Annotated in this window: 16 protein-coding genes and 1 rRNA gene; 16 read left to right on the forward strand and 1 reads right to left on the reverse strand. The window is 34.4% G+C overall.

Features of this window, described 5'->3' with window-relative positions; all coding sequences use genetic code 11:
* The first annotated feature begins 47 nt into the window (after window positions 1-47).
* Window positions 48-157 (forward strand): 5S ribosomal RNA (gene rrf, locus LUU93_RS10530).
* Window positions 158-364: 207 nt separating this feature from the next.
* Here rrf and LUU93_RS10535 read toward each other — a convergent pair.
* Window positions 365-1,378: a proline-specific peptidase family protein gene (locus tag LUU93_RS10535; protein WP_232680981.1), complete on the reverse strand. Its 1,014-nt coding sequence runs from the start codon at window positions 1,376-1,378 to the stop codon at window positions 365-367.
* 138 nt (window positions 1,379-1,516) lie between these two features.
* Here LUU93_RS10535 and LUU93_RS10540 point away from each other — a divergent pair, with 138 nt between their 5' ends.
* From LUU93_RS10540 to fsa, 15 genes are all read left to right on the forward strand, one after another.
* Window positions 1,517-1,966 (forward strand): PepSY-like domain-containing protein, encoded by a 450-nt coding sequence (locus LUU93_RS10540; protein WP_232680982.1) that lies wholly within the window; start codon window positions 1,517-1,519, stop codon window positions 1,964-1,966.
* Between the two features lie 81 nt (window positions 1,967-2,047).
* The gene (locus tag LUU93_RS10545; protein WP_232680984.1) at window positions 2,048-3,076 is read left to right on the forward strand and encodes a LacI family DNA-binding transcriptional regulator; all 1,029 of its coding nucleotides are present in this window, start codon (window positions 2,048-2,050) and stop codon (window positions 3,074-3,076) included.
* Between the two features lie 83 nt (window positions 3,077-3,159).
* Complete coding sequence (locus LUU93_RS10550) at window positions 3,160-3,996, forward strand: helix-turn-helix domain-containing protein (RefSeq protein WP_232680985.1); 837 nt, start codon at window positions 3,160-3,162, stop codon at window positions 3,994-3,996.
* An 88-nt stretch (window positions 3,997-4,084) separates the two neighbouring features.
* Window positions 4,085-4,630, forward strand: a complete 546-nt coding sequence (locus tag LUU93_RS10555) for a YbhB/YbcL family Raf kinase inhibitor-like protein (protein WP_232680987.1) — start codon at window positions 4,085-4,087, stop codon at window positions 4,628-4,630.
* Between the two features lie 295 nt (window positions 4,631-4,925).
* Window positions 4,926-7,079 carry an alpha-glucuronidase family glycosyl hydrolase gene (locus tag LUU93_RS10560; RefSeq protein ID WP_232680988.1) on the forward strand — a complete coding sequence of 718 codons (2,154 nt, stop codon included), beginning with the start codon at window positions 4,926-4,928 and terminating at the stop codon, window positions 7,077-7,079.
* 177 nt (window positions 7,080-7,256) lie between these two features.
* Entirely contained in the window at window positions 7,257-7,994 is a 738-nt protein-coding gene (locus LUU93_RS10565; protein WP_232680989.1) for an SDR family NAD(P)-dependent oxidoreductase, read from the forward strand.
* Window positions 7,995-8,094: 100 nt separating this feature from the next.
* Window positions 8,095-9,258: a mannonate dehydratase gene (gene uxuA, locus LUU93_RS10570; protein ID WP_232681259.1), complete on the forward strand. Its 1,164-nt coding sequence runs from the start codon at window positions 8,095-8,097 to the stop codon at window positions 9,256-9,258.
* Window positions 9,259-9,527: 269 nt separating this feature from the next.
* Window positions 9,528-12,107 carry a glycosyl hydrolase 115 family protein gene (locus LUU93_RS10575; protein ID WP_232680991.1) on the forward strand — a complete coding sequence of 860 codons (2,580 nt, stop codon included), beginning with the start codon at window positions 9,528-9,530 and terminating at the stop codon, window positions 12,105-12,107.
* Between the two features lie 204 nt (window positions 12,108-12,311).
* The gene (locus LUU93_RS10580; RefSeq protein ID WP_232680992.1) at window positions 12,312-13,421 is read left to right on the forward strand and encodes an endo-1,4-beta-xylanase; all 1,110 of its coding nucleotides are present in this window, start codon (window positions 12,312-12,314) and stop codon (window positions 13,419-13,421) included.
* 282 nt (window positions 13,422-13,703) lie between these two features.
* Entirely contained in the window at window positions 13,704-15,137 is a 1,434-nt protein-coding gene (locus LUU93_RS10585) for an MFS transporter (RefSeq protein WP_232680994.1), read from the forward strand.
* Between the two features lie 23 nt (window positions 15,138-15,160).
* On the forward strand, window positions 15,161-16,195 hold the full coding sequence (locus tag LUU93_RS10590) for a glycoside hydrolase family 43 protein (protein WP_232680996.1): 1,035 nt from the start codon (window positions 15,161-15,163) through the stop codon (window positions 16,193-16,195).
* A gap of 285 nt (window positions 16,196-16,480) precedes the next feature.
* Window positions 16,481-17,491: a GntR family transcriptional regulator gene (locus LUU93_RS10595; protein ID WP_232680998.1), complete on the forward strand. Its 1,011-nt coding sequence runs from the start codon at window positions 16,481-16,483 to the stop codon at window positions 17,489-17,491.
* A 3-nt stretch (window positions 17,492-17,494) separates the two neighbouring features.
* Complete coding sequence (locus tag LUU93_RS10600; RefSeq protein ID WP_232681000.1) at window positions 17,495-18,976, forward strand: xylulokinase; 1,482 nt, start codon at window positions 17,495-17,497, stop codon at window positions 18,974-18,976.
* 8 nt (window positions 18,977-18,984) lie between these two features.
* Entirely contained in the window at window positions 18,985-20,310 is a 1,326-nt protein-coding gene (gene xylA / locus LUU93_RS10605; protein WP_232681002.1) for a xylose isomerase, read from the forward strand.
* 686 nt (window positions 20,311-20,996) lie between these two features.
* Window positions 20,997-21,659 carry a fructose-6-phosphate aldolase gene (gene fsa / locus LUU93_RS10610; protein ID WP_232681003.1) on the forward strand — a complete coding sequence of 221 codons (663 nt, stop codon included), beginning with the start codon at window positions 20,997-20,999 and terminating at the stop codon, window positions 21,657-21,659.
* Window positions 21,660-22,157: the final 498 nt, after the last annotated feature.

Here is a 22,157-nt window from a genome sequence, read left to right on the forward strand (position 1 = left end):
TGGAGAAATCCATCAACCGACAACCACAAACCAACAACTAAAAACCTTAAGGTGGTTATTGCGGCGGGGCTCACCTCTTCCCATCCCGAACAGAGTAGTTAAGCCCGCCTGCGCAGATGGTACTGCAGTATTGTGGGAGAGTATGTCGTCGCCTTTCTTTGAAGAATCCTCATCATTCATTTGATGAGGATTTTTTGTTTTACAGATGTTTTGGATCCAGAACCAAAATATTTTCTGGAAATCTTTAGTATCTTAAATTCTCCTTGAATTCTCTAATCATAATATATGTATAACGTTCATGCAGAACGATCCTGCGGTTGAAACCGCAGGCAATATTTTACAGGATGTTATGATTTGTTTTTTACTATATTTTTTTATTGTCAATATCATTAATAAATTGAATTACACCATTCATAAAGACTTTCTGATCATCCCACATTGCTAAATGACTGCCGTTTGGGCAATATAAATAACGTCCTTTTTTGACTAATTTACTTTGTTCTTCCATTGCTTTTGGGTCCATTGTGTCATATTTTGCACCAATCATCAGAGTTGGAATTGTGATTTCATGTAAACGATTTTTAATATCCCATTTGGCTAATCTTCCGCTAATGCCAAATTCACTTGGTCCTTGCATCATAGTATAAATTTCTCCATTTAGATGTTTGCTGGCACGGTTTAATCCGTCTGGCCATTCTTGTAATCGGCATAGATGTTCTTTGTAAAAATTTGGGAGTAATAATTCCATATATCTTGGATTGCTAAAATCTTTTTTAGCTTCTAAAGCTCTTATTTTTGCTAAAATTTCGGGTTTCATTTGTTTTGCTAAAACTTCGTCAGCATATTTTCCGTACTCTGGAGCACTGGCCATCATGTTCGATACTAATAACCCTTTCATATTTTGCTGATATTTCAAGGCATACTCCATTGCAAGTATTCCTCCCCAGGAATTTCCCAGAACATAAAAATTTTCTTTGTCGGCATTAATTGCTTTACGTACTTGTTCCACTTCGTCTACAAATCTGTCAATTGTCCATAAACTGCTGTCTTTTGGCTGGTCACTGTAATAAGACCCTAATTGATCGTATTCGTAAAATTCGAAACCTTCCCGTTGAAAAAATGTTTCAAAGCATTCCATGTATTCATGTGTCATTGCCGGACCTCCATGCAATAGCAGAATTTTTATTTTTGGGTTATTGCCAAAGCGTTTTGTCCAAACTTTAAATTCTCCTGCAGGTGTTTTTATCGGTATCATTTTCACTCCTGCAGATTCAACATTACTTTGATCGTAAGTAAAATAATTGGAAAGATTAGTGTTGTTTTCTTTTTTACAAGATGCAATAAGGAGAATAATTGTTAATGCTAGAATATAACGCATGCGCTTATAATTTAATGGTTTAGACTAAGTTACAAATTATAGTGTATATGTTTTAAAAACTTTAAAAATTTCTTAAATAGATTTGAAGCCAAATTTTCTTGCAGTAAATTAGTGAGACTATACTTAAATAAACGAATTATGAAAAATCAAATATTTTTGGCCATAGCATTGTTCACCATAACAATCTCGGCTAGTGCACAGAAGAAAATAGAAGTCACAGAACTGCCAAAACCAGCACAGGAATTTTTAAAAAAACATTTTAGCCATACCACAGTTGTAAGTGCCAAAAAAGATGCAGAATATGGTGAAAAAGGTTTTGAAGTAAAATTAAAAGACGGAACAGAAGTAGAATTTTGGAAAGACGGATCTTATCGAGAAGTGGATGGTGGAGACAAACCAATTCCAACTGCTTTTATTCCGGATAATATCAAAGCTTATGCTGCCAAAAATCATCCAAACGAAAAAATAACGCATATAGACTATGGACACAAAGATTTGGATGTTGATTTAACAAACAAAATCGATTTAGAGTTTACAAAAGACGGTAAAATTCTAAAAGATAAAAAGAATGGTATAAAAGAAAAATAAATACTTTTATTTAACACCAGTTTTTACGAAAGAACATCTTGAGAGAAAATAGTTTATATTTACATTTCTATTTTTTATTTCATGGAAGAGAATAAACATGTAACAATTTATGATATTGCCGAGCGTTTAAATCTGGCAACATCAACTATTTCGCGCGCTTTAAAAGACCATCACACTATTAGTGATAAAACGATAAAGAAAGTGAAAAAAACTGCCGAAGAAATGGGTTTTGTTCCCAACACTTTAGCTGCGGGTTTACGCGGTAATAAAACCAGAACTATTGGTGTTTTAATTCCAACCGTTACACAGCCATTTTTATCGTCCTTAATCAGCGGAATTGAAATTACGGCTCAAAAATCGGATTATACCGTAATTATTATGCAGTCACATGACTCTTATGAAGAAGAAGTAAATATGGCTAAATCCTTATATAGCAATCGTGTAAGCGGTGTAATTTGTTCTTTGGCAATGGAAACCAGAGATACGGCACATTTTCATCAGTTTTCAAACAATAATATTCCGCTAGTATTTGTTGACAGGGTTCCTAAAGATTACAATACTTTTAGAGTTGTTATCGATAATTATACAGCAGGTTACAAAGCAACAAAACATCTTATTGAGCAAGGCTGCATTCGTATTGCACATTTAACTGCCGGTTCAGAATTAGGTAATCTGTACAATGAAAGGAAAAGAGGATATATAGAAGCTTTAAAAGATCATAATATTCCCGTAGAAGAAGAATTGATTATTAATTTGAATTCTGTAACCTACGAAGAAGGAGTAAAGGCCAGCAACGCTTTATTTGATCTAAAACCAATGCCGGACGGATTATTTGCTCCCGGAGATATTTTGGCCGTAAGTGCTGTGCAGACAGCTAAAAAAAGGGGTATTAAAGTCCCGGAAGAATTCAAAGTAATCGGTTTCAATAACGACCCCATTTCGCAAATTATAGATCCTAATTTGTCGACTATAACCCATCCTGCCGAAAAAATGGGAAAAGCAGCAGCAGAAATTATTATCAAAAATTTGAAATCATCTAAAAACGATGATGCAAAAGAAATTACATTCTTAAATACAGAAGTGCTGGCAAGAGAATCTTCTCAGAAATAAATTTAACGCAATTCTAATTATGGCATATCAATTCGTTTGTAATTTGGTAAGCTATTATATTCTTATTTTTTAGAATACAAATTATGAAAACAATTACAATTCCTGATGAAATGAATTTAGAAAAAGCACAGTTGGTGCATGTTGTGGATTACAATAGTTCTAAAGATGTTTCTAAACAACAGATTATACTAAATCAGAATATCATTAGTTTTCTTATTGAAGGAACGAAAGAAGTTATTTTCGATAATGCAGCATCATCTATAGATTCTTCTAAATTTATAATAATGAGATCCGGAAATTGTTTGATGACTGAAAAAAAGATTTCGGGAAATTCAAATTACAAAAGCATACTTTTATTTTTCTCTAATGATACAGTAAATAACTTCATTAGAAAAATGAAATTAGAGAGATATGAATCAATAGTGTCAAAATCTGTTTATGCTTTTGATTATGATGAGTTTATAAAACGTTTTGTAGACAGTTTAGTTGATATTTCCCAACTTTCGGTAACAGTTCAGGGAAAATTGCTTGAAGTGAAGTTTGAAGAAATAATGCTTTATCTAACTGATAAATATGGAACTGATTTTCTTTATTCTCTTGCGACAAACGGCGACCATACTGCACAAAAATTCATTCGTACTATAGAAAACAGCCATCTCAGCAAACTAACTGTAAAAGAATTAGCATTTTTGTGTAATATGAGTGTTTCAACTTTTAAAAGAGAATTTGAAAAATATTATTCAGAATCTCCTATGAAATGGTTTCAGAATAAACGACTCGAGCATGCGCATTATTTACTGAGTCAGGAAAAAAGCCCTTCCGAAGTTTATTTTGAAGCCGGTTACGAAAACTTTTCAAGCTTTAGCCAGGCTTATAAGTTAAAATACGGTGTTACGCCCAGAGATCACAAAAAAGTCTGAACTTTTAGCAACAGTTTTTGATCCTTTCTCTAAAATTTCTTTGGCATCGCCGAACTTAAATTTGCTTAAAATTTTAAAAAGTAGTAAAATGAAAAAGCTAAATTTAATTTTGGTGTTGTCACTAATTTTTACAACAACAATTTTTGCCCAAAAAACATTTACCTTAACCAGTAAGGATTTAGGTGGAGAAATCACTAAGATTCAGGAATTCAATGGATTTGGATGTTCGGGAGAAAATCAATCTCCAGAGTTGTCATGGAAAAATGCTCCAGAAGGAACAAAAAGTTTTGCCATCACGATGTACGATCCGGATGCGCCAACAGGAAGCGGATTCTGGCATTGGATAGTTGTTGATATCCCGGAAAATGTAAATGAATTGGTTACTAATGCTGGAACAAAAAGCAATTTAATTCCAAAAGGAGCTATTCAAAGCATTACAGATTACGGTATTAAAGGATTTGGAGGTCCTTGCCCGCCAGAAGGTCACGGATTTCATCAATATATAATTACTGTTTATGCATTAAAAACCGATAAATTGGGAACTAACGAAAATACAAATCCGGCTGTAGTTGGTTTTAATCTTTGGAATCAAACCTTGGCAAAGGCGAGTATTGTTGCCTATTACAAACGATAAAATCAAATTTATAATATCTAATTTCAGGATTTAGAGTCTGAATTCAACCCCGTTAAAGCAGGATAGTTTTTATAATTATCCTGCTTTTATTTGTTATAGAAATATATTTTAAGAAAAAAAGAGTGCTAAAATTTTTTTCTTAAACAACAATCCTATATTTTTACGCAACCGATTGCAATTGTTGTTTTATTTATAATAATGTATTTTTTAGATTAAAATTTTATCAAATAATATTATTAATCTGTAAAATGCTGATGCTGTAAAATGAAATTTTTAAGAATAAACTAATTAGTAAATGACTTCAGTAAAATTTGTATTCCTGTTTCTTTCGATTTCTTTTTCGGCTTTAGCGCAAAAGGATTATAAATTATGGCTTCAATATAACAGAATAACAAATTCAACAATTGCTTCAGAATATAAAAACAATATTCAGGGAATTGTTTCTTTGGGAAATTCCGAAACTTCAGGAATTGCTGTAAAAGAATTAGAAAACGGAATTGCTGGTATGCTGGGAAATAAGTTGGAAATTAAAGCAGAAATAAAAAGAGAAAATAATCTGATTATTGGTTCTCAACTTTCTTTAAACCCTGATTTACAAAAAGCGCTGCAAGCAGATTTTGATAAAATAAGCAACGAAGGTTTTATCATTAAATCAATTAGTTTTAAAAATAAAAAGCAGCTTGTCATTTCAGGAAAAAATGATGTGGCAGTTTTATACGGTGTTTTTAATTTTTTAAGATTGATGCAGACCAATAAATCAATCAAAAACTTAAGTATTGCCGATTCACCAAAAACAAATATCCGTATCTTAAATCATTGGGATAATCTGGATAGAACTGTCGAACGCGGTTACGCAGGTTTCTCTTTATGGAATTGGCAGAAATTGCCTGATTTTATCGATCAGCGCTATATTGATTACGCGAGAGCAAATGCATCAATTGGCATTAACGGAGCGGTTTTGACAAATGTAAATGCAAACGCATTAATCCTGACACCACAATATTTAGAAAAAGTAGAAGCTTTAACAAATGTTTTTAGACCTTACGGAATAAAAGTCTATTTAACGGCAAGATTTTCAGCACCAATCGAAATAGGAAATCTAAAAACTGCCGATCCAATAGATCCCGAAGTAATTAATTGGTGGAAAAATAAAGCTGCTGAAATTTACAAACGAATTCCTGATTTTGGAGGTTTTTTAGTGAAAGCCAATTCAGAAGGTCAGCCCGGCCCTCAAAATTACGGAAGAGATCACGTTGACGGCGCAAATATGCTGGCAGATGCAGTTGCTCCGTTTGGAGGCGTAATTATGTGGAGAGCATTTGTATATTCAGAACACGATGCAAACGATAGGGCAAAACAAGCTTATGCTGAGTTTCAGCCGTATGATGGAAAATTTAAAGAAAATGTAATCGTTCAGGTAAAAAACGGAGCCATCGATTTTCAGCCCAGAGAACCGTTTCATCCGTTATTTGGAGCGATGCCTAAAACGCCCTTAATGATGGAATTTCAAATCACGCAGGAATATTTAGGATTTAGCACCCATTTGGTTTTTCTTCCAAAATTATTTCAGGAAGTTTTAGAATCAGATACTTATCAAAAAGGAAAAGGTTCGACCGTAGCCAAAGTTATTGACGGCACTTTATATCAAAACAAACTAACCGGAATTGCCGGAGTATCAAACATTGGGAACGATTTAAACTGGACGGGACATCCTTTTGCACAGGCCAATTGGTATGGTTTCGGAAGATTGGCCTGGAATCCCTATTTAGATTCTGAAACAATTGCCGATGAATGGTTAAGATGTACATTTTCGAACGATGAAAATTTCATAAAACCAGTTAAAAATATGATGATAAATTCGCGTGAAGCGGTTGTCAATTATATGACACCGCTGGGTCTGCATCATATTATGGATACAGGACATCATTATGGACCTGGACCGTGGGTTTCTAATTTATCACGCCCTGAATGGAACCCGGTTTATTATCATAAAGCAGATAAAAATGGAATTGGTTTTGACAGATCAAAGTTAGGAACCAATGCTACTTCGCAATATGCGCCCAAAATAGAGAAACTTTTTGATACTGCAGAAACCTGCCCAGAGAAAGATTTATTATGGTTTCATCACGTTTCATGGGATTATAAACTAAAAAACGGACAAACACTTTGGAATGGTTTAGCATTGAAATATCAAGAAGGTGTAAATCAAGTCAAAGAAATGCAGAATGTTTGGAATCAAGCAGAAAAATATGTGGACAGCGAACGTTTCAACGAAGTTAAAATGTTACTAGAAATTCAGCAGAAAGAAGCAAAATGGTGGAGTGATGCCTGTTTATTGTATTTTCAGCAGTTTTCAGGAAAAGAACTTCCTGCAGGAGTAGAAAAACCAACACAAACTTTAGAGTATTTTAAATCATTAAAATTTCCATTTGCACCGGGAAATGGATAATAAATTGAGTATATGTAATGCGGATGACACGGATTTGCTATCGCGAAGACACGGAAAAAAACGGATTTTTTGAAGTAAAAAAATAAAAAAAATAAAAAAAATCCGTGTAAATCAGCGTTTTAGCGATAGCGAATCCGTGCCATCCGCGTACCAAAACAAAAATATATTAAAAAAATTATGAGTAAAAAAACAGCAATAGTAACCGGAGGAAATTCAGGTTTAGGATTTGCAACCGCAAAGAAATTATGTGACAACGGAATCAAAACCTACATCATAGGAAGAACAAAAGAAAAAACAGAAGAAGCCTGTAACCAAATTGGCGAAAATGCAATTCCGGTTTTATTTGACTTAAATGACATTGCCGGAATTCCCGCTATGATCGAAAGTATCACCAAAAATGGCTTAATTGATATTTTGGTCAACAATGCAGGAATCAATCTCAAAAAAGAATTTTCAGATGTAACCGATGAAGATTTTCTATCGGTAATTCATACCAATCTTTTAAGTGTTTTTGCCGTGAGCCGGGAAGTGGTAAAAAACATGAAAGAAAATGGAGGAGGAAGCATTATCAACATCAGTTCTATGGCTTCGCAGTACGGAATCCCAAAAGTAATTGCGTATTCGGCAAGTAAAGGTGCGATCGAATCTATGACGCGAGCAATGGCGGTAGAATTGGCTCCGTCTGGCATTCGTGTAAACTGTATTGCACCGGGATTTATTAAAACTAAAATGTCATCAACAGCTTTAGACAATGATCCTGAAAGAAAAAATAAAGTACTGGGAAGAACCCCAATGGGCTTTTTGGGAGAACCTTCGGACATTGCAGATGCCGTTTATTATTTCGCTTTAAGCGAATCAAAATATACAACAGGAACCGTTTTGCCAGTTGATGGCGGAAACAGTATTGGGTTTTAATTGTGAAAATGCCACAAAGTCGCTAAGTCACAAAGTTCTATTTTAAAAAACTTTGTGACTTAGCGACTTCGTGGCACAAAAAATAGTCAGTATGATAAAAATGCAGCAAACCATGCGATGGTTCGGGCCAAACGACAACGTAAGTTTAATCGATATTAAACAAGCCGGAGCAACAGGAATTGTAACCGCTTTGCACCAAATTCCCGTTGGCGATGTCTGGACAATTGCAGATATAAAAGAAAGACAGGAAATCATTCGAAATAACGGACTAAAATGGACTGTGGTGGAGAGTCTTCCGGTTCATGAAGAAATCAAAAGAGCTTCAGGAAATTATCTGCAATACATCGAAAATTATAAAATCAGTTTACAAAATCTGGCAGAATGCGGTATCAAAATCATCACCTACAATTTTATGCCAATTCTGGATTGGGTGCGAACGAATCATAATTTTATTAACGAAGATGGAAGTAAAGCCTTGCTATATAATCAGGATGCTTTTACCTATTTTGATGTTTTTCTTTTAAAAAGACAAGACGCGGAAAATGATTATTCTGAAGTTCAAAAACAAAATGCACTGCATTTTGGGAACAAACTTTCGGAACCTGAAAAAGCATTGTTATTTAAAAATGTTCTATTAGGATTGCCGGGAAGTACGATCAATTTTACGGCTGAACAGATTTTATCTTTATTAGATAATTATGCCAATATTGATAACGAAAAACTAAGAGAAAACCTGATTTATTTTTTATCAGAAGTTGTTCCAGTTGCAGAAGAAACAGGTTCAAAACTAGCCATTCATCCAGATGATCCGCCATTTTCGGTTTTAGGACTTCCGAGGATTGTTTCGACAGAAGCTGATTTAAAAGTCATTTTCAGTGCCGTTCCATCAACAGCAAATGGTTTATGTTATTGCACAGGCTCATTAGGAGCAAACCCAGATAATAATCTCGAGAAAATTATAGACGATTTTGGAGACCGAATTCACTTTTTACATCTTCGAAATACCATCCGCGAAAGCGAAACTATTTTCAGGGAATCAGAACATTTAAATGGTGATGCCAATATGGAAGTTATCGTAGAAAAATTATTATTGTTAATGAACAAAACAAAAATCAGCCTGCCAATGCGTCCCGATCATGGGTTTCTACATTCGGTTGACGAAACGAAAGAAACATACCCTGGATATTCTTTGACAGGAAGATTAAAAGGGCTTGCTGAATTGCGAGGTTTAGAAATAGGAATTGCTTATAAATTGAATTTGTAAAACGTTTCGTTTGTCATTCCGAGGAACGAGGAATCGCACCAGGAACTCCGCACAAAATATCGCCAATCTTTGTCGAATCCCGGGTGCGATTTCTCCTTACGTTGAAATGACAAAACTGGGGGTACTGTCGAGAATTTTGACCTGACAGGTTTTAAAAACCTGTCAGGTCTCTGTTGAGAGAAAATCATGTTTGTTTAAACAAGTGAAACGTCTTTTTACAAACAAAGAAAATCTATGATTCTATGTGTTTAAAATTTAAGCTGTTAAATATGTTTTTGTCGCTTTTCCTTCTCGGATTAAGCACAAAATCGTATGCCATAAATCCAGAGAAATACATAGTAAATCAGGCTTCCGCCGAAAATTTCCCTTTGGTTTCAAAAGGAAAAACGGCTTCAATTTTAATAAGCAAAACTGATTTTTCAGGCGTTTTAAAAGTAGCAGGACATCTAGAAAACGACATTTTTCAGGTTTCAGATTTACATCCAAAACGAATTAGTGCAATTTCAGAGGCTCGGGATTTTGTGGTCATTATTGGAACACTCGGAAAAAGCAAAATTATAGATCAATTAGCCAAAGAAGGAAAAATTAATGCAAACGAACTTCGCGGAAAATGGGAAAAATTTACCACACAAATTGTCGAGAATCCTTTTAAAGGAATTAAAAAAGCATTGGTAATTGCAGGCTCGGATAAAAGAGGAACGATTTACGGAATCTACGATTTATCCAATCAAATTGGCGTTTCGCCATGGTATTATTGGGCAGATGTTCCGATTAAAAAACAATCAGAATTACATGTTGTACCTGGAATTCATTCGCAGGGAGAACCAAAAGTAAAATACAGAGGGATTTTTATAAACGACGAAGCTCCCGCTTTATCCGGCTGGGCATTTGAAAAATATGGCGGATTCAATTCGAAATTCTATGATAAAGTTTTTGAATTGATTTTGCGAATGAAAGGCAATTATTTGTGGCCAGCAATGTGGGGCAGAATGTTTTATGTCGAAGATCCGCAGAATGCTGTTTTGGCCAACGAATACGGAATTGTTATGGGAACTTCGCATCACGAACCGTTAACAAGGGCACATGCAGAATGGGGTAAGTCAAACGGAAAATGGGATTTTAATACCAATTCAGAAGCTTTGATTAATTTCTGGAAAGACGGAATTAAAAGAATGGGAAACAACGAAACAATTGTGACTGTTGGAATGCGCGGTGACGGCGACGAACCTATGACCGAAGGAACTGCAATTGGGTTATTAGAAAATATCGTAAAAACCCAAAGAAATATCATTGCAGAAATTACTAATAAACCAGCCGAAGAAACGCCTCAAATGTGGGCGCTTTATAAAGAAGTTCAGGATTATTACGATAAGGGAATGACGGTTCCTGATGATATTACGCTTTTGTTGTGTGATGACAATTGGGGAAATATCAGAAAACTGCCGGAGCTCGATTCAAAACCAAGAAAAGGCGGTTACGGAATTTACTATCATTTTGATTACGTAGGCGGGCCGCGAAATTACAAATGGATCAACACGAACCAAATTGAACGTATCTGGGAACAAATGAATTTGGCTTATCAATACGGCGTTGATAAAATCTGGATTGTAAATGTTGGCGACATTAAACCCATGGAATTTCCAATAGAATTTTTCTTAGATATGGCGTGGAATCCAGAAAAGTTCAATGCCGGAAATTTAGATCAATATTATGTAAATTGGGCAAAAGAAAATTTTGGAGACCAAAATACAAATGATATTGCCGAAATTTTAAAATTATACACCAAATACAATTCCAGAAGAAAACCCGAATTGTTAGATTCAAAAACGTACAGCATCACGAATTATAATGAAGCGGAAAAAGTTGTCGAAGATTATAAAAAACTAGTTCAGAAAGCCAATTCAATAAACAAAAAATTACATCCAGAATATAAAGATGCTTTTTATCAATTGGTTTTGTTTCCTGTTTTAGCGAGTTCCAATTTAATTGAAATGTATGTCGCTGTGGCTAAAAATCAGTTGTATGCAAGTCAGGGAAGAGCTTCTGCCAATTTATATGCTGAAAAAGTAAAAGAATTATTTGGAAGAGATAGTCTGCTCACGAATTATTATCATACAAAATTGGCCAACGGAAAATGGAATCATATAATGTCGCAGACACACATTGGTTATGATAATTGGCAGCAGCCGGATAAAAATATAATTCCACAAACAAAAACAATCGAGCTTGCAATAAAAGAGGTGACAAAGATTGCTGCTGAGGATTTTCCAAAGTCTGAAACATCGATTAATAAAAATAGAGATTTATATCATGTTCGTGGTTTTGTTGAGGACAACGGTTACATTTCAATAGAAAGTAAAAATTATTCAAGAGCAATAAATTCAGATGCAGTAAAATGGACCACAATTCCAAATCTTGGAAGAACAGAATCCGGAGTAACTTTAAAGCCTTCGAATATTAAACCTATTGAAATTTCAGAACAATCGCCAAGATTAGAATACGATGTTCATTTTTTCAGCAAAGGGAATGTAAAAGTTCATGCGTATTTTTCGCCAACGATTAATTTTACGACTCGTGACGGTTTGAAATATGGAATTGCTTTTGATGAAGAAAAACCTCAAATAATCAATTTTAATGCAGATAATTCAGAGAAAAACTGGGCGGAATCTGTTGCAAATAATATCAAAATTATCACATCAGTGCATACAATTGAAAAGGCTGGAAATCATGTTTTAAAATTTTACGGAATTGATCCGGCTTTAGTGCTTCAGAAGATTGTAATTGAGACTGAAGAAGGTAAAATTTTGAAGTCGTATTTAGGGCCGCCGGAGAGTTTTAGAAAAGAGTAATTATTATAAGTTCTGTTTGTCATTTCTCAGGAACGAGAAATCTTCGCAAGTAACTCCGCAACGAGAATTCAATCTTTGTCGAGTTTCCTGCGGAAGATTTCTCCTTCGTCGAAATTGACAAAACTATAAACGCAGATTAGACCTGACGGGTTTTTAAAACCTATCAGGTCCCTGTTGACAAAATAACTATTAAACCCAAAATATATGAAATTTATTAACCCATGTTTACTGGCAGTCACAGCGGTTTTGTTTGTAAACTGTTCTGCTAAAAAAGGAGTCACTTCATTAAAAGATGTTTATAAAAAGGACTTTTACATTGGTACAGCTTTAAGTGCGGATCAAATTGAAGAAAAAGATGCAAAAGTTGATTCATTGATTAAGAAAGAGTTTAATGCTATAACAGCAGAAAACATCATGAAATCGATGTACACGCATCCGCAAAAAGACAAATATGATTTTGCTTTATCAGACAAATTTGTGGCGTACGGCGAGAAAAACAAAATGTTCATTCATGGACATACTTTGATATGGCACAGTCAATTAGCCCCTTGGATGGAAAAAATAGAAGATAGTACCGATATGAAAGCTTTTATGAGAGATCATATCACGACAATCGTTTCAAAATACAAAGGCAGAATCAATTCGTGGGATGTTGTAAATGAAGCTTTGAACGATGATGGAACTTTGCGACAATCTATTTTTTTTAAAACACTTGGTGAAAAATATCTTGTAGATGCTTTTAAACTGGCAGAAAAAGCCGATCCAAAAGTGGATTTGTACTACAACGATTATAATATTGAAGAACCGGCAAAACGAGCTGGAGCAATTGCTTTAATCAAAAAAATAAAAGCAGCAGGAGGAAAAGTTGACGGTGTTGGTATTCAGGGACATTGGAGACTGCAAAGCCCATCGATAGAAGAAATTGAAAAAAGTATTTTAGAATATTCAGCATTGGGAATTAAAGTTGCTTTTACAGAACTGGATATTACCGTTTTACCAAATCCGTGGGATTTAAAAGGCGCGGATGTAAATCAGAAATTTGAAGGAAGTGCCAAAATGAATCCGTATCCTGAAAAACTGCCTGATTCTGTTCAAACACAGCTGGTAGAACGTTATGCATCAATTTTTAAACTATTTTTAAAGCATAAAGACAAGATTAGTCGAGTAACTTTTTGGGGAGTTTATGATGGACAATCGTGGTTAAACGACTGGCCGATAAAAGGAAGAACCAATTATCCGCTTCCATTTGATAAAGATTTGAAACATAAACAAGCTTACGATAGTATTTTAAAGTTGAAGAAAACGAAAGAATAACGAGTTAAATCAGGTTTGGAATTAAAATATTATTAACAATCGGTTGTTTTTAAAAATATTCTTTAAATAAAGTAAAGTAAATTTGCATGATATGTTTTTTTGTATAATTTTACACAACCGATTGTTTTAAATAAAATTCAACACAATCTTGTCAATTTCGAGGAACGAGAAATCTTCGCAAGTAACTCCACAAGCTGGGTCAGCAAACGAAGATTTCTCGTTCCTCCTTGACAAAAAAGAACTAAGTTTAAAACAAAAAATTAACTAACCACAAACCACAAAATGAATAACACTTCACAAAAATTATCCATCAAAGAAAAAATTGGATACAGCTTAGGAGACTTGGCGGCCAATTTAGTTTTTCAAACTTTGATGACATATCTGGCTTATTTCTATACCGATATTTACGGATTATCGCCAACAGATTCTTCTATCATCATGTTGATTGTGGGTTTAGTTGCAGCTTTTATTTTCAATCCTATTATTGGCGTTTTAGCAGATAGAACCAGTACTAAATGGGGAAAATTCAGACCGTGGATTTTGGCAACCGCAATTCCGCTTGGAATAGTGGCATTATTAGCATTTTCAACTCCTGATTTTTCGTATAAAGGAAAAGTAATTTATGCTGTTGCAACTTATACTTTGTTGCTGCTTTTTTATGCAGGAAATAACCTGCCGTATTCCGCTTTAAGTGGTGTAATTACAGGCGATATGTCAGAGAGAAACAGTATGTCATCCTATCGTTTTGTGGCCGTTATGTTTGCACAGTTTTTTGTTCAGGTATTTATGCTCGGAATTATTAAAAGTGCCGGAAACGGAGATAAAGCAATTGGTATCGAAAAAGTAATGACCGTTTTAGCAATCATTGGAACGATTATGCTTTTAATCACCTTTTTGACTACAAAAGAAAGAATTATTCCGAAACCGGAACAAAAATCAAGTATAAAAGAAGATTTAAGCGATTTAGTAAAAAACAGACCGTGGGTAATTATGCTTTCGCTTACAACTTTGGTTTTTATTACACTGGCAATGAAAGGCGGTTCGTATGTGTATTATTTTGAAAACTATGTAGATAAAGGTCAATTAGCCGTTTTTATTCAGCCTATTTTAGATGCTTTATCGAATATTGGTTTGAATCATTTTGGTAAAGACTCTGTTTCGGCCGGATTCGGATTGTTTAATGCCGGCGGAATTATTTTTATGATTGTTGGAATTACATTTTCTAAAAACCTTGCAGATAAATATGGAAAGCGAAATATATTTGGTTTGTTTTTATTTATTTCAACGCTGTTTATTATCGCTTTTTATTTCTTTCCGCCAACATCAATTAGTCTGATATTTTTCTCTCAAATCTTGCACGGATTTTTCTACGGAATAACAATTCCAATTCTTTGGGCGATGATTGCTGATGTTGCCGATTATTCAGAATGGCTGAACAATCGCCGCGCCACAGCTATTATTTTCTCAGCAATGATGGTAGGCTTAAAAGCCGGATTGAGTATTGGCGGCGCATTGACAACATTATTTTTAGGATATTTTCACTATGCCCCAAATTCTGCAGTACAGACCGAAACTGCAATTAACGGAATCAAATTATTAGTCAGCATATTTCCTGCAATTCCATTTTTAATTGGAGCCGGATTATTGTTTTTCTATAAAATCAATAAACAAATGGAAGTGCAGATTGAAACCGAGTTAAAAGAAAGAAGAATTTAATTATTTAAAACCAAGATATTACTATGTCCGAAGATAGCATTGAACAAATTAATTTTGAGGAAATTAATGAATTGGCGATTTCAAAGCCTTTAGTTTCTCACATTTATACAGCCGATCCGTCGGCGCATGTATTTAATGGTAAAATTTATATTTATCCGTCGCATGATATCGATGCGGGAATTCCGTTTAATGATAATGGAGATCATTTTGGGATGGAAGATTATCACGTTTTTTCGATGGACAGCATTTCATCAAAAGCCGTAGATAATGGTATTGCATTGCATGTTGATGACGTTGCCTGGGCAGAAAAACAAATGTGGGCGCCAGATGCAGCACATAAAAACGGAAAGTATTATTTGTATTTTCCCGCAAAACGTGCCAGCGGAATTTTTCAAATAGGAGTAGCGATCAGCGATTCTCCTTCAGGGCCTTTTATACCTCAGCCAGATGCCATAAAAGGAAGTTACAGCATTGATCCTGCAGTTTTTGAAGACGAAGACGGCAAACATTATATTTATTTTGGCGGAATTTGGGGCGGGCAGCTTCAAAAATACAGAAACAATAAATACGATCAGGAAAATGAAGAACCAGATGGAAATGAACCTGCTTTAGGTCCAATTGTAGCTTTGCTTCGTGATGATATGCTGGAGTTTGCAGAAGACCCAAAAGAAATTAAAATTCTGGATGAAAACGGAGAAATTCTGTTGGCCGGAGATAATAGCCGTCGTTTTTTTGAAGCTTCGTGGGTTCATAAATATAACGGAAAATATTATTTTTCATACTCAACAGGAGATACGCATTTTATTTGTTATGCAGTTGGCGATAATCCGTATGGTCCGTTTACTTATCAGGGAAGAATTTTAAATCCGGTTGTGGGCTGGACTTCACATCATTCTATTTGCGAGGTTGAAAACGAATGGTATTTGTTTTATCACGATTCGAGTTTATCAAAAGGTGTGACGCATTTAAGAAGCATGAAAGTAACTAAAATTGATTATCTTGAAGATGGTTCGATTGTTACAATTGATCCTTATGGAATAAGAAGATTAATTGATTAAATTCTGATTAAAAAAATTTCACAAAAATTACAATCGGTTGTGTAATTTATGCTGGCTTTTGATATGTATTATTTGCGTGAGAGATAGCAGTGGAAAGCCCGGAGCCTGACGAAGGAAGTGCGAGGACCTGAAACGATCCCGAAGCTTGGGGACGACCAGAAGAGGCAAGCCCAAAGTATATAATTTGAATAAAATAAAAAGATAACAATTTAAATGTAAAAAGTATTTTTTTATAAAAGACAATTAACTATTTTAGCAAGCCATAACAGAACGGAACAGAACGGTATGCTGAATGAAGAACAAGAAAAATTTGTATTTGAAATAAATCATGAAAGTGATATTCCTAAATACCAGCAATTGGTAGATGGAATAACAAATGCCATTGCTGAAAATATATTGAAGAAAGGAGATTTGCTGCCTTCGGTAAATAGTATTTGTAAAACGAATCAGTTGTCGAGAGATACGGTTTTTAAAGCATATACGATTTTAAAAGACCAGAATACAATTGATTCTGTACCAAATAAAGGATATTACGTTTCGGGTAAAACTAGAAAAGTGCTTTTGGTTTTAGACACTTTTAAGGCATATAAAGAAGTTTTATATCATTCGTTTGTGAATAATCTGCCGGATAATGTGATTACTGATGTGCAGTTTCATCATTATAATATTGATGTTTTTAAAACGATCATCAATAACGGAATTGGGAAGTATTATAAATATGTGGTTATGAATTTTGATCACAAAGAAATTGCTTCGGCTTTGTCGTCAATTTCAAAAGATAAATTGCTTTTGATAGACTGGAATATTCAGGCAGATAAAAGTAATAATTATGTCTTTCAGGATTTTGGGAAAGCGTTTTATGAGTCTTTGACAGAAGCAGCTGATTTGTTTAAAAAGTACAAAAAGATACAATTTGTGTATCCTGATTTTACAAATCACCCGAAGGAAACGGTTGATTTTTTTAAGAAATTCTGTGCTGATTTTAATTTTGAATATGAGATTGTTACAGATTCTAAAAAGTTCAATATCGAAAAAGGAATTGCTTATATCAGTGTAAGCGACAGGATTTTGGGACACTTTTTAGAGCAGTGTAAAGAGAAAGATTTTGAACCAGGAAAAGACGTTGGGTTTTTGTCGTATAACGAAACGCCAATGAAGAAATTTATATACAAAGGAATTTCAGTTGTGTCAACTGATTTTATGGAATTAGGAACCAAAGCAGCGGCATTTATTACGCATGAAGAAGAAACTCAGTGTTATGTGCCGACAAAATTAATAATAAGAGAATCATTGTAAATTATGTATTATATCGGATATGATATTGGAAGTTCTTCGGTCAAGGCAGCCTTGGTAGAAGCAGAAACGGGTAAAAAAGTAATCGTTTTGAATGAACCGCAGAACGAAATGGAAATCTTGTCGATTCACCCAGATTGGGCAGAGCAAGATCCTGAAATTTGGTGGCAGTACATTTGTACGGCAACCAAAAGAGCAATTCGCGAAGCTAATATAGATGCATCTAAAATTCAGGGAATTGGTATTTCATACCAAATGCACGGATTGGTAATTGTGGATAAAGCCGGAAATGCGCTGCGAAACTCAATTATTTGGTGTGACAGTCGTGCGGTTGAAATTGGCAGCAAGGCTTTCGCCGAGATTGGAGAGCAAAAATGTATGGAACATTTACTGAATTCTCCGGGAAATTTTACGGCTTCGAAACTAAAATGGGTAAAAGAAAACGAGTCTGAAGTTTACAATAAAATTGATAAATACATGCTTCCGGGAGATTACATCGCTTTGAAATTGACAGGCGAAGTAACGACTACCAAAAATGGTTTGTCTGAAGGAATGCTTTGGGATTATAAAGAAAATAAAGTAGCTGACTGGCTTTTAGATTATTACGGAATTGACCAATCGCTGACACCAAAAATTGTAGAGAATTTTACGAACCAGGGAATTGTTACAGAGAAAGCTTCAAAAGAATCGGGGCTTCCTGCAGGAATTCCAATCGTTTACAGAGCAGGAGATCAGCCTAATAATGCTTTGTCATTAAATGTGCTTCGTCCAGGAGAAGTTGCAGCAACAGGTGGTACATCAGGCGTTTTTTATGCCGTTACAGAAACAAATTCAGGAAAAAGTACTCGTGTAAACAACTTCGTTCATGTAAATTATGCTGAATCAAATCCGAGAGTTGGAAAATTGCTGAACATAAACGGAGCAGGAATCCAATACAGATGGATGCGAAACAATATCGGAAATGAGTCTTATGAAGAAATGAATGAAAAAGCATCTCAGATAAATGTAGGTTCGCAAGGATTGGTTGTCATTCCGTTTGGAAATGGCGCTGAAAGAATGTTCAATAATAAAAACATTGGATCACATATTTTAAATCTGAATTTTAATATTCATACCAACGCGCATTTATTCAGAGCATCTTTGGAAGCAATTGCATTTTCTTTTGTTTACGGAATGGAATGCCTGAAAGATGATAATGCAACGATTAATGTAATTAGAGCCGGAAATGATAACCTTTTCCGTTCCGAAATTTTCTCTAATACAGTTGCCACATTAATTGGACATGAAATAGAAATTTACAATACGACCGGAGCAGTAGGAGCGGCAAGAGCAGTAGGCTTGACAGATGGTGACTTTGAAAAATTTGGTTCAGGAATTACAACAAACGATCACGTAATGACCTTTTTACCTTTAAAAAATAAAGAGGAATATGAAGCGGCTTACCAAAAATGGAAAAAAGAATTAGAATTAATATTAACAACTAAATAAAAAATCAAATGATAGTTTTAGGAGATAAAGAATACTACAAAGGTATTGGCCAAATTAAATTTGAAGGAAAAGAATCTGATAATCCGTTGGCATTTAAATATTACAATCCAGACCAGATTGTAGCTGGAAAAACAATGCGTGAGCATTTTAAATTTGCAATTGCATATTGGCATACATTCTGCGGGCAAGGAAGTGATCCATTCGGGCCAGGAACACAGCAATTTGCATGGGATCAGTCTTCAGATCCGTATCAGGCTGCAAAAGATAAAGCAGATGCTGCTTTTGAATTTATCAGTAAAATGGGATTCGATTATTTCTGTTTTCACGATTACGATTTGATTGCTGAAGGTGCAACTTTTGCAGAATCAGAAAAACGTTTAGCATTCATTACAGATTACTTAAAACAGAAAAAAGCAGAGTCTGGAATTAAATTGCTTTGGGGAACTTCAAACTGTTTCTCAAACCCAAGATTTATGAACGGTGCAGCTACAAATCCTGATTTTAATGTAGTGGCAAGAGCTGGAGGACAAGTAAAATTAGCTCTAGACGCAACAATTGCTTTAGGCGGTGAAAACTATGTATTCTGGGGTGGTAGAGAAGGTTATATGTCTTTACTAAACACAGATATGGGAAGAGAATTAGACCACATGGCGCAATTTTTAGCAATGTCCAGAGACTACGCAAGAGCGCAAGGTTTTAAAGGAACTTTCTTTATCGAGCCAAAACCAATGGAGCCATCAAAACACCAATACGATTTTGACTCAGCTACTGCAATTGGATTCTTAAAAAATTACGGTTTAGACAAAGATTTCAAAATCAACATTGAGGTAAACCACGCTACATTGGCACAGCACACTTTCCAACACGAATTAGAAGTTGCTGCAAAAGCTGGAATGTTAGGAAGTATCGATGCAAACAGAGGTGATTACCAAAACGGCTGGGATACGGACCAGTTCCCAAATAACATTCAGGAAACTACTGAGGCAATGTTAGTTTTCTTAAAAGCCGGAGGACTGCAAGGCGGAGGAGTTAATTTTGATGCTAAAATCAGAAGAAATTCAACAGATCTTGAAGATGTTTTCTTAGCTCATATTGGCGGTGCTGATACTTTTGCAAGAGCTTTATTGACTGCAGATAAAATTATCACTTCTTCTCCTTACGAAAAATTAAGAACAGAAAGATACAGCTCTTTTGATTCTGGAAAAGGAAAAGATTTCGAAAACGGAAAATTAAACCTTAAAGATTTATACGATATAGCAAACCAAAACGGAGAGTTAACGCTTCAAAGCGGTAAACAGGAATTGTTTGAAAATATCATTAACCAATATATTTAATATTTTATTTAAACACATAGAAACATAGATTTAAATTTTATCATAAGGTTGTTTAAATAAAATCTGGATTTTATCATATAGTCCCGATAGTTATTGGGATTTGTTTAAACAAGTGAAACGCCTTTATCGATAAAGAAAACTATGTATCTATGTGTTTAAAATTTATTAGTGAGAAACTATCTAAGAAATAAAATTAAATTTTAATGTGACAGCTTTAGAAAGTGGCAATTATTCAACAGCTGCCTCATCGATTTTTTTGATTATTTTTTGTGATATAAAATGAGAAATGTGTATTAAGATTATGACTTGTTTTTGAATGAAAATTGAAGAAAAATAGATTAGAAGGTTTAGTTACTATTTTTTGAAAATTGAAGTTTAAAAATAAAGTCAGTTTGATAAAATTATTAAGTGAGTTATTTTTTTATTGAAGGTTTTTTGAAGAGCAGAATCGGTCGAGATGCACATTTTCACTCACTAAAAGTTAGACGCACTGCTGTGCGTTTCTACACACAATCTTGTCATTTCGAGAAACGAGAAATCGCATAAGAAACTCTACAAAGATTGGTGATTTTACATGTCGAATTACTTGTGCGATTTCTCCTTTCAGTCGAAATGACAAACCTCACATACTCCATTAAAACAATTGCAGACCACACAATAACGACCAACTTTAAACACAAAAACTTATGAAATTTTTTATTGATACCGCTAATCTGGAAGACATTCGGGAAGCACAATCACTTGGTGTTCTCGATGGTGTAACCACTAATCCGTCTTTAATGGCAAAAGAAGGGATTACCGGAAAAGAAAATATCCTGAAACATTATTTAGACATTTGTAATATAGTCGATGGCGATGTTTCTGCTGAGGTAATCTCTACTGATTTTGAAGGAATGATAAGAGAAGGAGAAGAGCTGGCCGCTTTACATCCGCAGATTGTGGTGAAACTACCTATGATTGGCGATGGAGTAAAAGCTTGTAAATATTTTTCTTCTAAAGGGATAAAAACTAATGTAACGCTGGTGTTTTCTGCAGGTCAGGCTTTATTGGCCGCAAAATCCGGAGCAACATATGTTTCTCCATTTTTAGGAAGATTAGATGATGTTTCGACAGACGGAATGCACCTAATTGCTGAAATCAGAGAGATCTACGATAATTATGATTATCAAACACAAATATTATCAGCTTCGGTAAGACATACAATGCATATCGTAAATTGTGCCAAAGTTGGATCAGATGTAATGACCGGACCGCTTTCGGCAATTAAGGGATTATTAAAACATCCGCTTACTGACATTGGTTTAAAACAGTTTGTTGAAGATGCTAAAAAAAATGAATCTCTAAACTAGAAAAAACATACAACTGTTTAAAGCCCTTTTCGCTCTGAAAAGGGCTTTTTTTATGACTTTTCAACAACCGATTGCCTTTCTGAACTGTTTTTAAGTAAATAATTTTAGAGATGCGCTCGTATTCTGCTTTTCTTTAGAATATTAAGTTAAAATTTCAATTATCCTGTAATTTTAGTATTACTAAAACGATGTAGGGATATTAAAAATATCTTAAATTCTATATTTTATACATTTTTTAATATTTTGAATAAAACATCTTTTAATTCATAATCTTTTAAACTAACAAGTTTTAAAATATGAAGATAATACAATGTTTTAGGTGTATAAATAAACTATATGTTTTTTTAATCTAATATTTTTTTATAATTCTTAAAAAATATTAACGCAACCGATTGTGTGTTGTTGTTTTTTATATATATTTGTTTCAATAATGATTATAAGTTGTTTTATTCTAAAAATCAGCTTTTACATCAAACCAAAAAAATCAACTAACTAAAC

Origin of the sequence: Flavobacterium soyae, assembly GCF_021245985.1 — a bacterium.
GTDB classification, from domain to species: domain Bacteria; phylum Bacteroidota; class Bacteroidia; order Flavobacteriales; family Flavobacteriaceae; genus Flavobacterium; species Flavobacterium soyae.

Excerpts from the sequence above, each read along its gene's own strand:
- LUU93_RS10535 (WP_232680981.1), bottom strand. The coding sequence starts at position 1,378 with ATGCGTTATATTCTAGCATTAACAATTATTCTCCTTATTGCATCTTGT.
- LUU93_RS10540 (WP_232680982.1), top strand. The coding sequence starts at position 1,517 with ATGAAAAATCAAATATTTTTGGCCATAGCATTGTTCACCATAACAATC.
- LUU93_RS10545 (WP_232680984.1), top strand. The coding sequence starts at position 2,048 with ATGGAAGAGAATAAACATGTAACAATTTATGATATTGCCGAGCGTTTA.
- LUU93_RS10550 (WP_232680985.1), top strand. The coding sequence starts at position 3,160 with ATGAAAACAATTACAATTCCTGATGAAATGAATTTAGAAAAAGCACAG.
- LUU93_RS10555 (WP_232680987.1), top strand. The coding sequence starts at position 4,085 with ATGAAAAAGCTAAATTTAATTTTGGTGTTGTCACTAATTTTTACAACA.
- LUU93_RS10560 (WP_232680988.1), top strand. The coding sequence starts at position 4,926 with ATGACTTCAGTAAAATTTGTATTCCTGTTTCTTTCGATTTCTTTTTCG.
- LUU93_RS10565 (WP_232680989.1), top strand. The coding sequence starts at position 7,257 with ATGAGTAAAAAAACAGCAATAGTAACCGGAGGAAATTCAGGTTTAGGA.
- uxuA (WP_232681259.1), top strand. The coding sequence starts at position 8,095 with ATGCAGCAAACCATGCGATGGTTCGGGCCAAACGACAACGTAAGTTTA.
- LUU93_RS10575 (WP_232680991.1), top strand. The coding sequence starts at position 9,528 with ATGTTTTTGTCGCTTTTCCTTCTCGGATTAAGCACAAAATCGTATGCC.
- LUU93_RS10580 (WP_232680992.1), top strand. The coding sequence starts at position 12,312 with ATGAAATTTATTAACCCATGTTTACTGGCAGTCACAGCGGTTTTGTTT.
- LUU93_RS10585 (WP_232680994.1), top strand. The coding sequence starts at position 13,704 with ATGAATAACACTTCACAAAAATTATCCATCAAAGAAAAAATTGGATAC.
- LUU93_RS10590 (WP_232680996.1), top strand. The coding sequence starts at position 15,161 with ATGTCCGAAGATAGCATTGAACAAATTAATTTTGAGGAAATTAATGAA.
- LUU93_RS10595 (WP_232680998.1), top strand. The coding sequence starts at position 16,481 with ATGCTGAATGAAGAACAAGAAAAATTTGTATTTGAAATAAATCATGAA.
- LUU93_RS10600 (WP_232681000.1), top strand. The coding sequence starts at position 17,495 with ATGTATTATATCGGATATGATATTGGAAGTTCTTCGGTCAAGGCAGCC.
- xylA (WP_232681002.1), top strand. The coding sequence starts at position 18,985 with ATGATAGTTTTAGGAGATAAAGAATACTACAAAGGTATTGGCCAAATT.
- fsa (WP_232681003.1), top strand. The coding sequence starts at position 20,997 with ATGAAATTTTTTATTGATACCGCTAATCTGGAAGACATTCGGGAAGCA.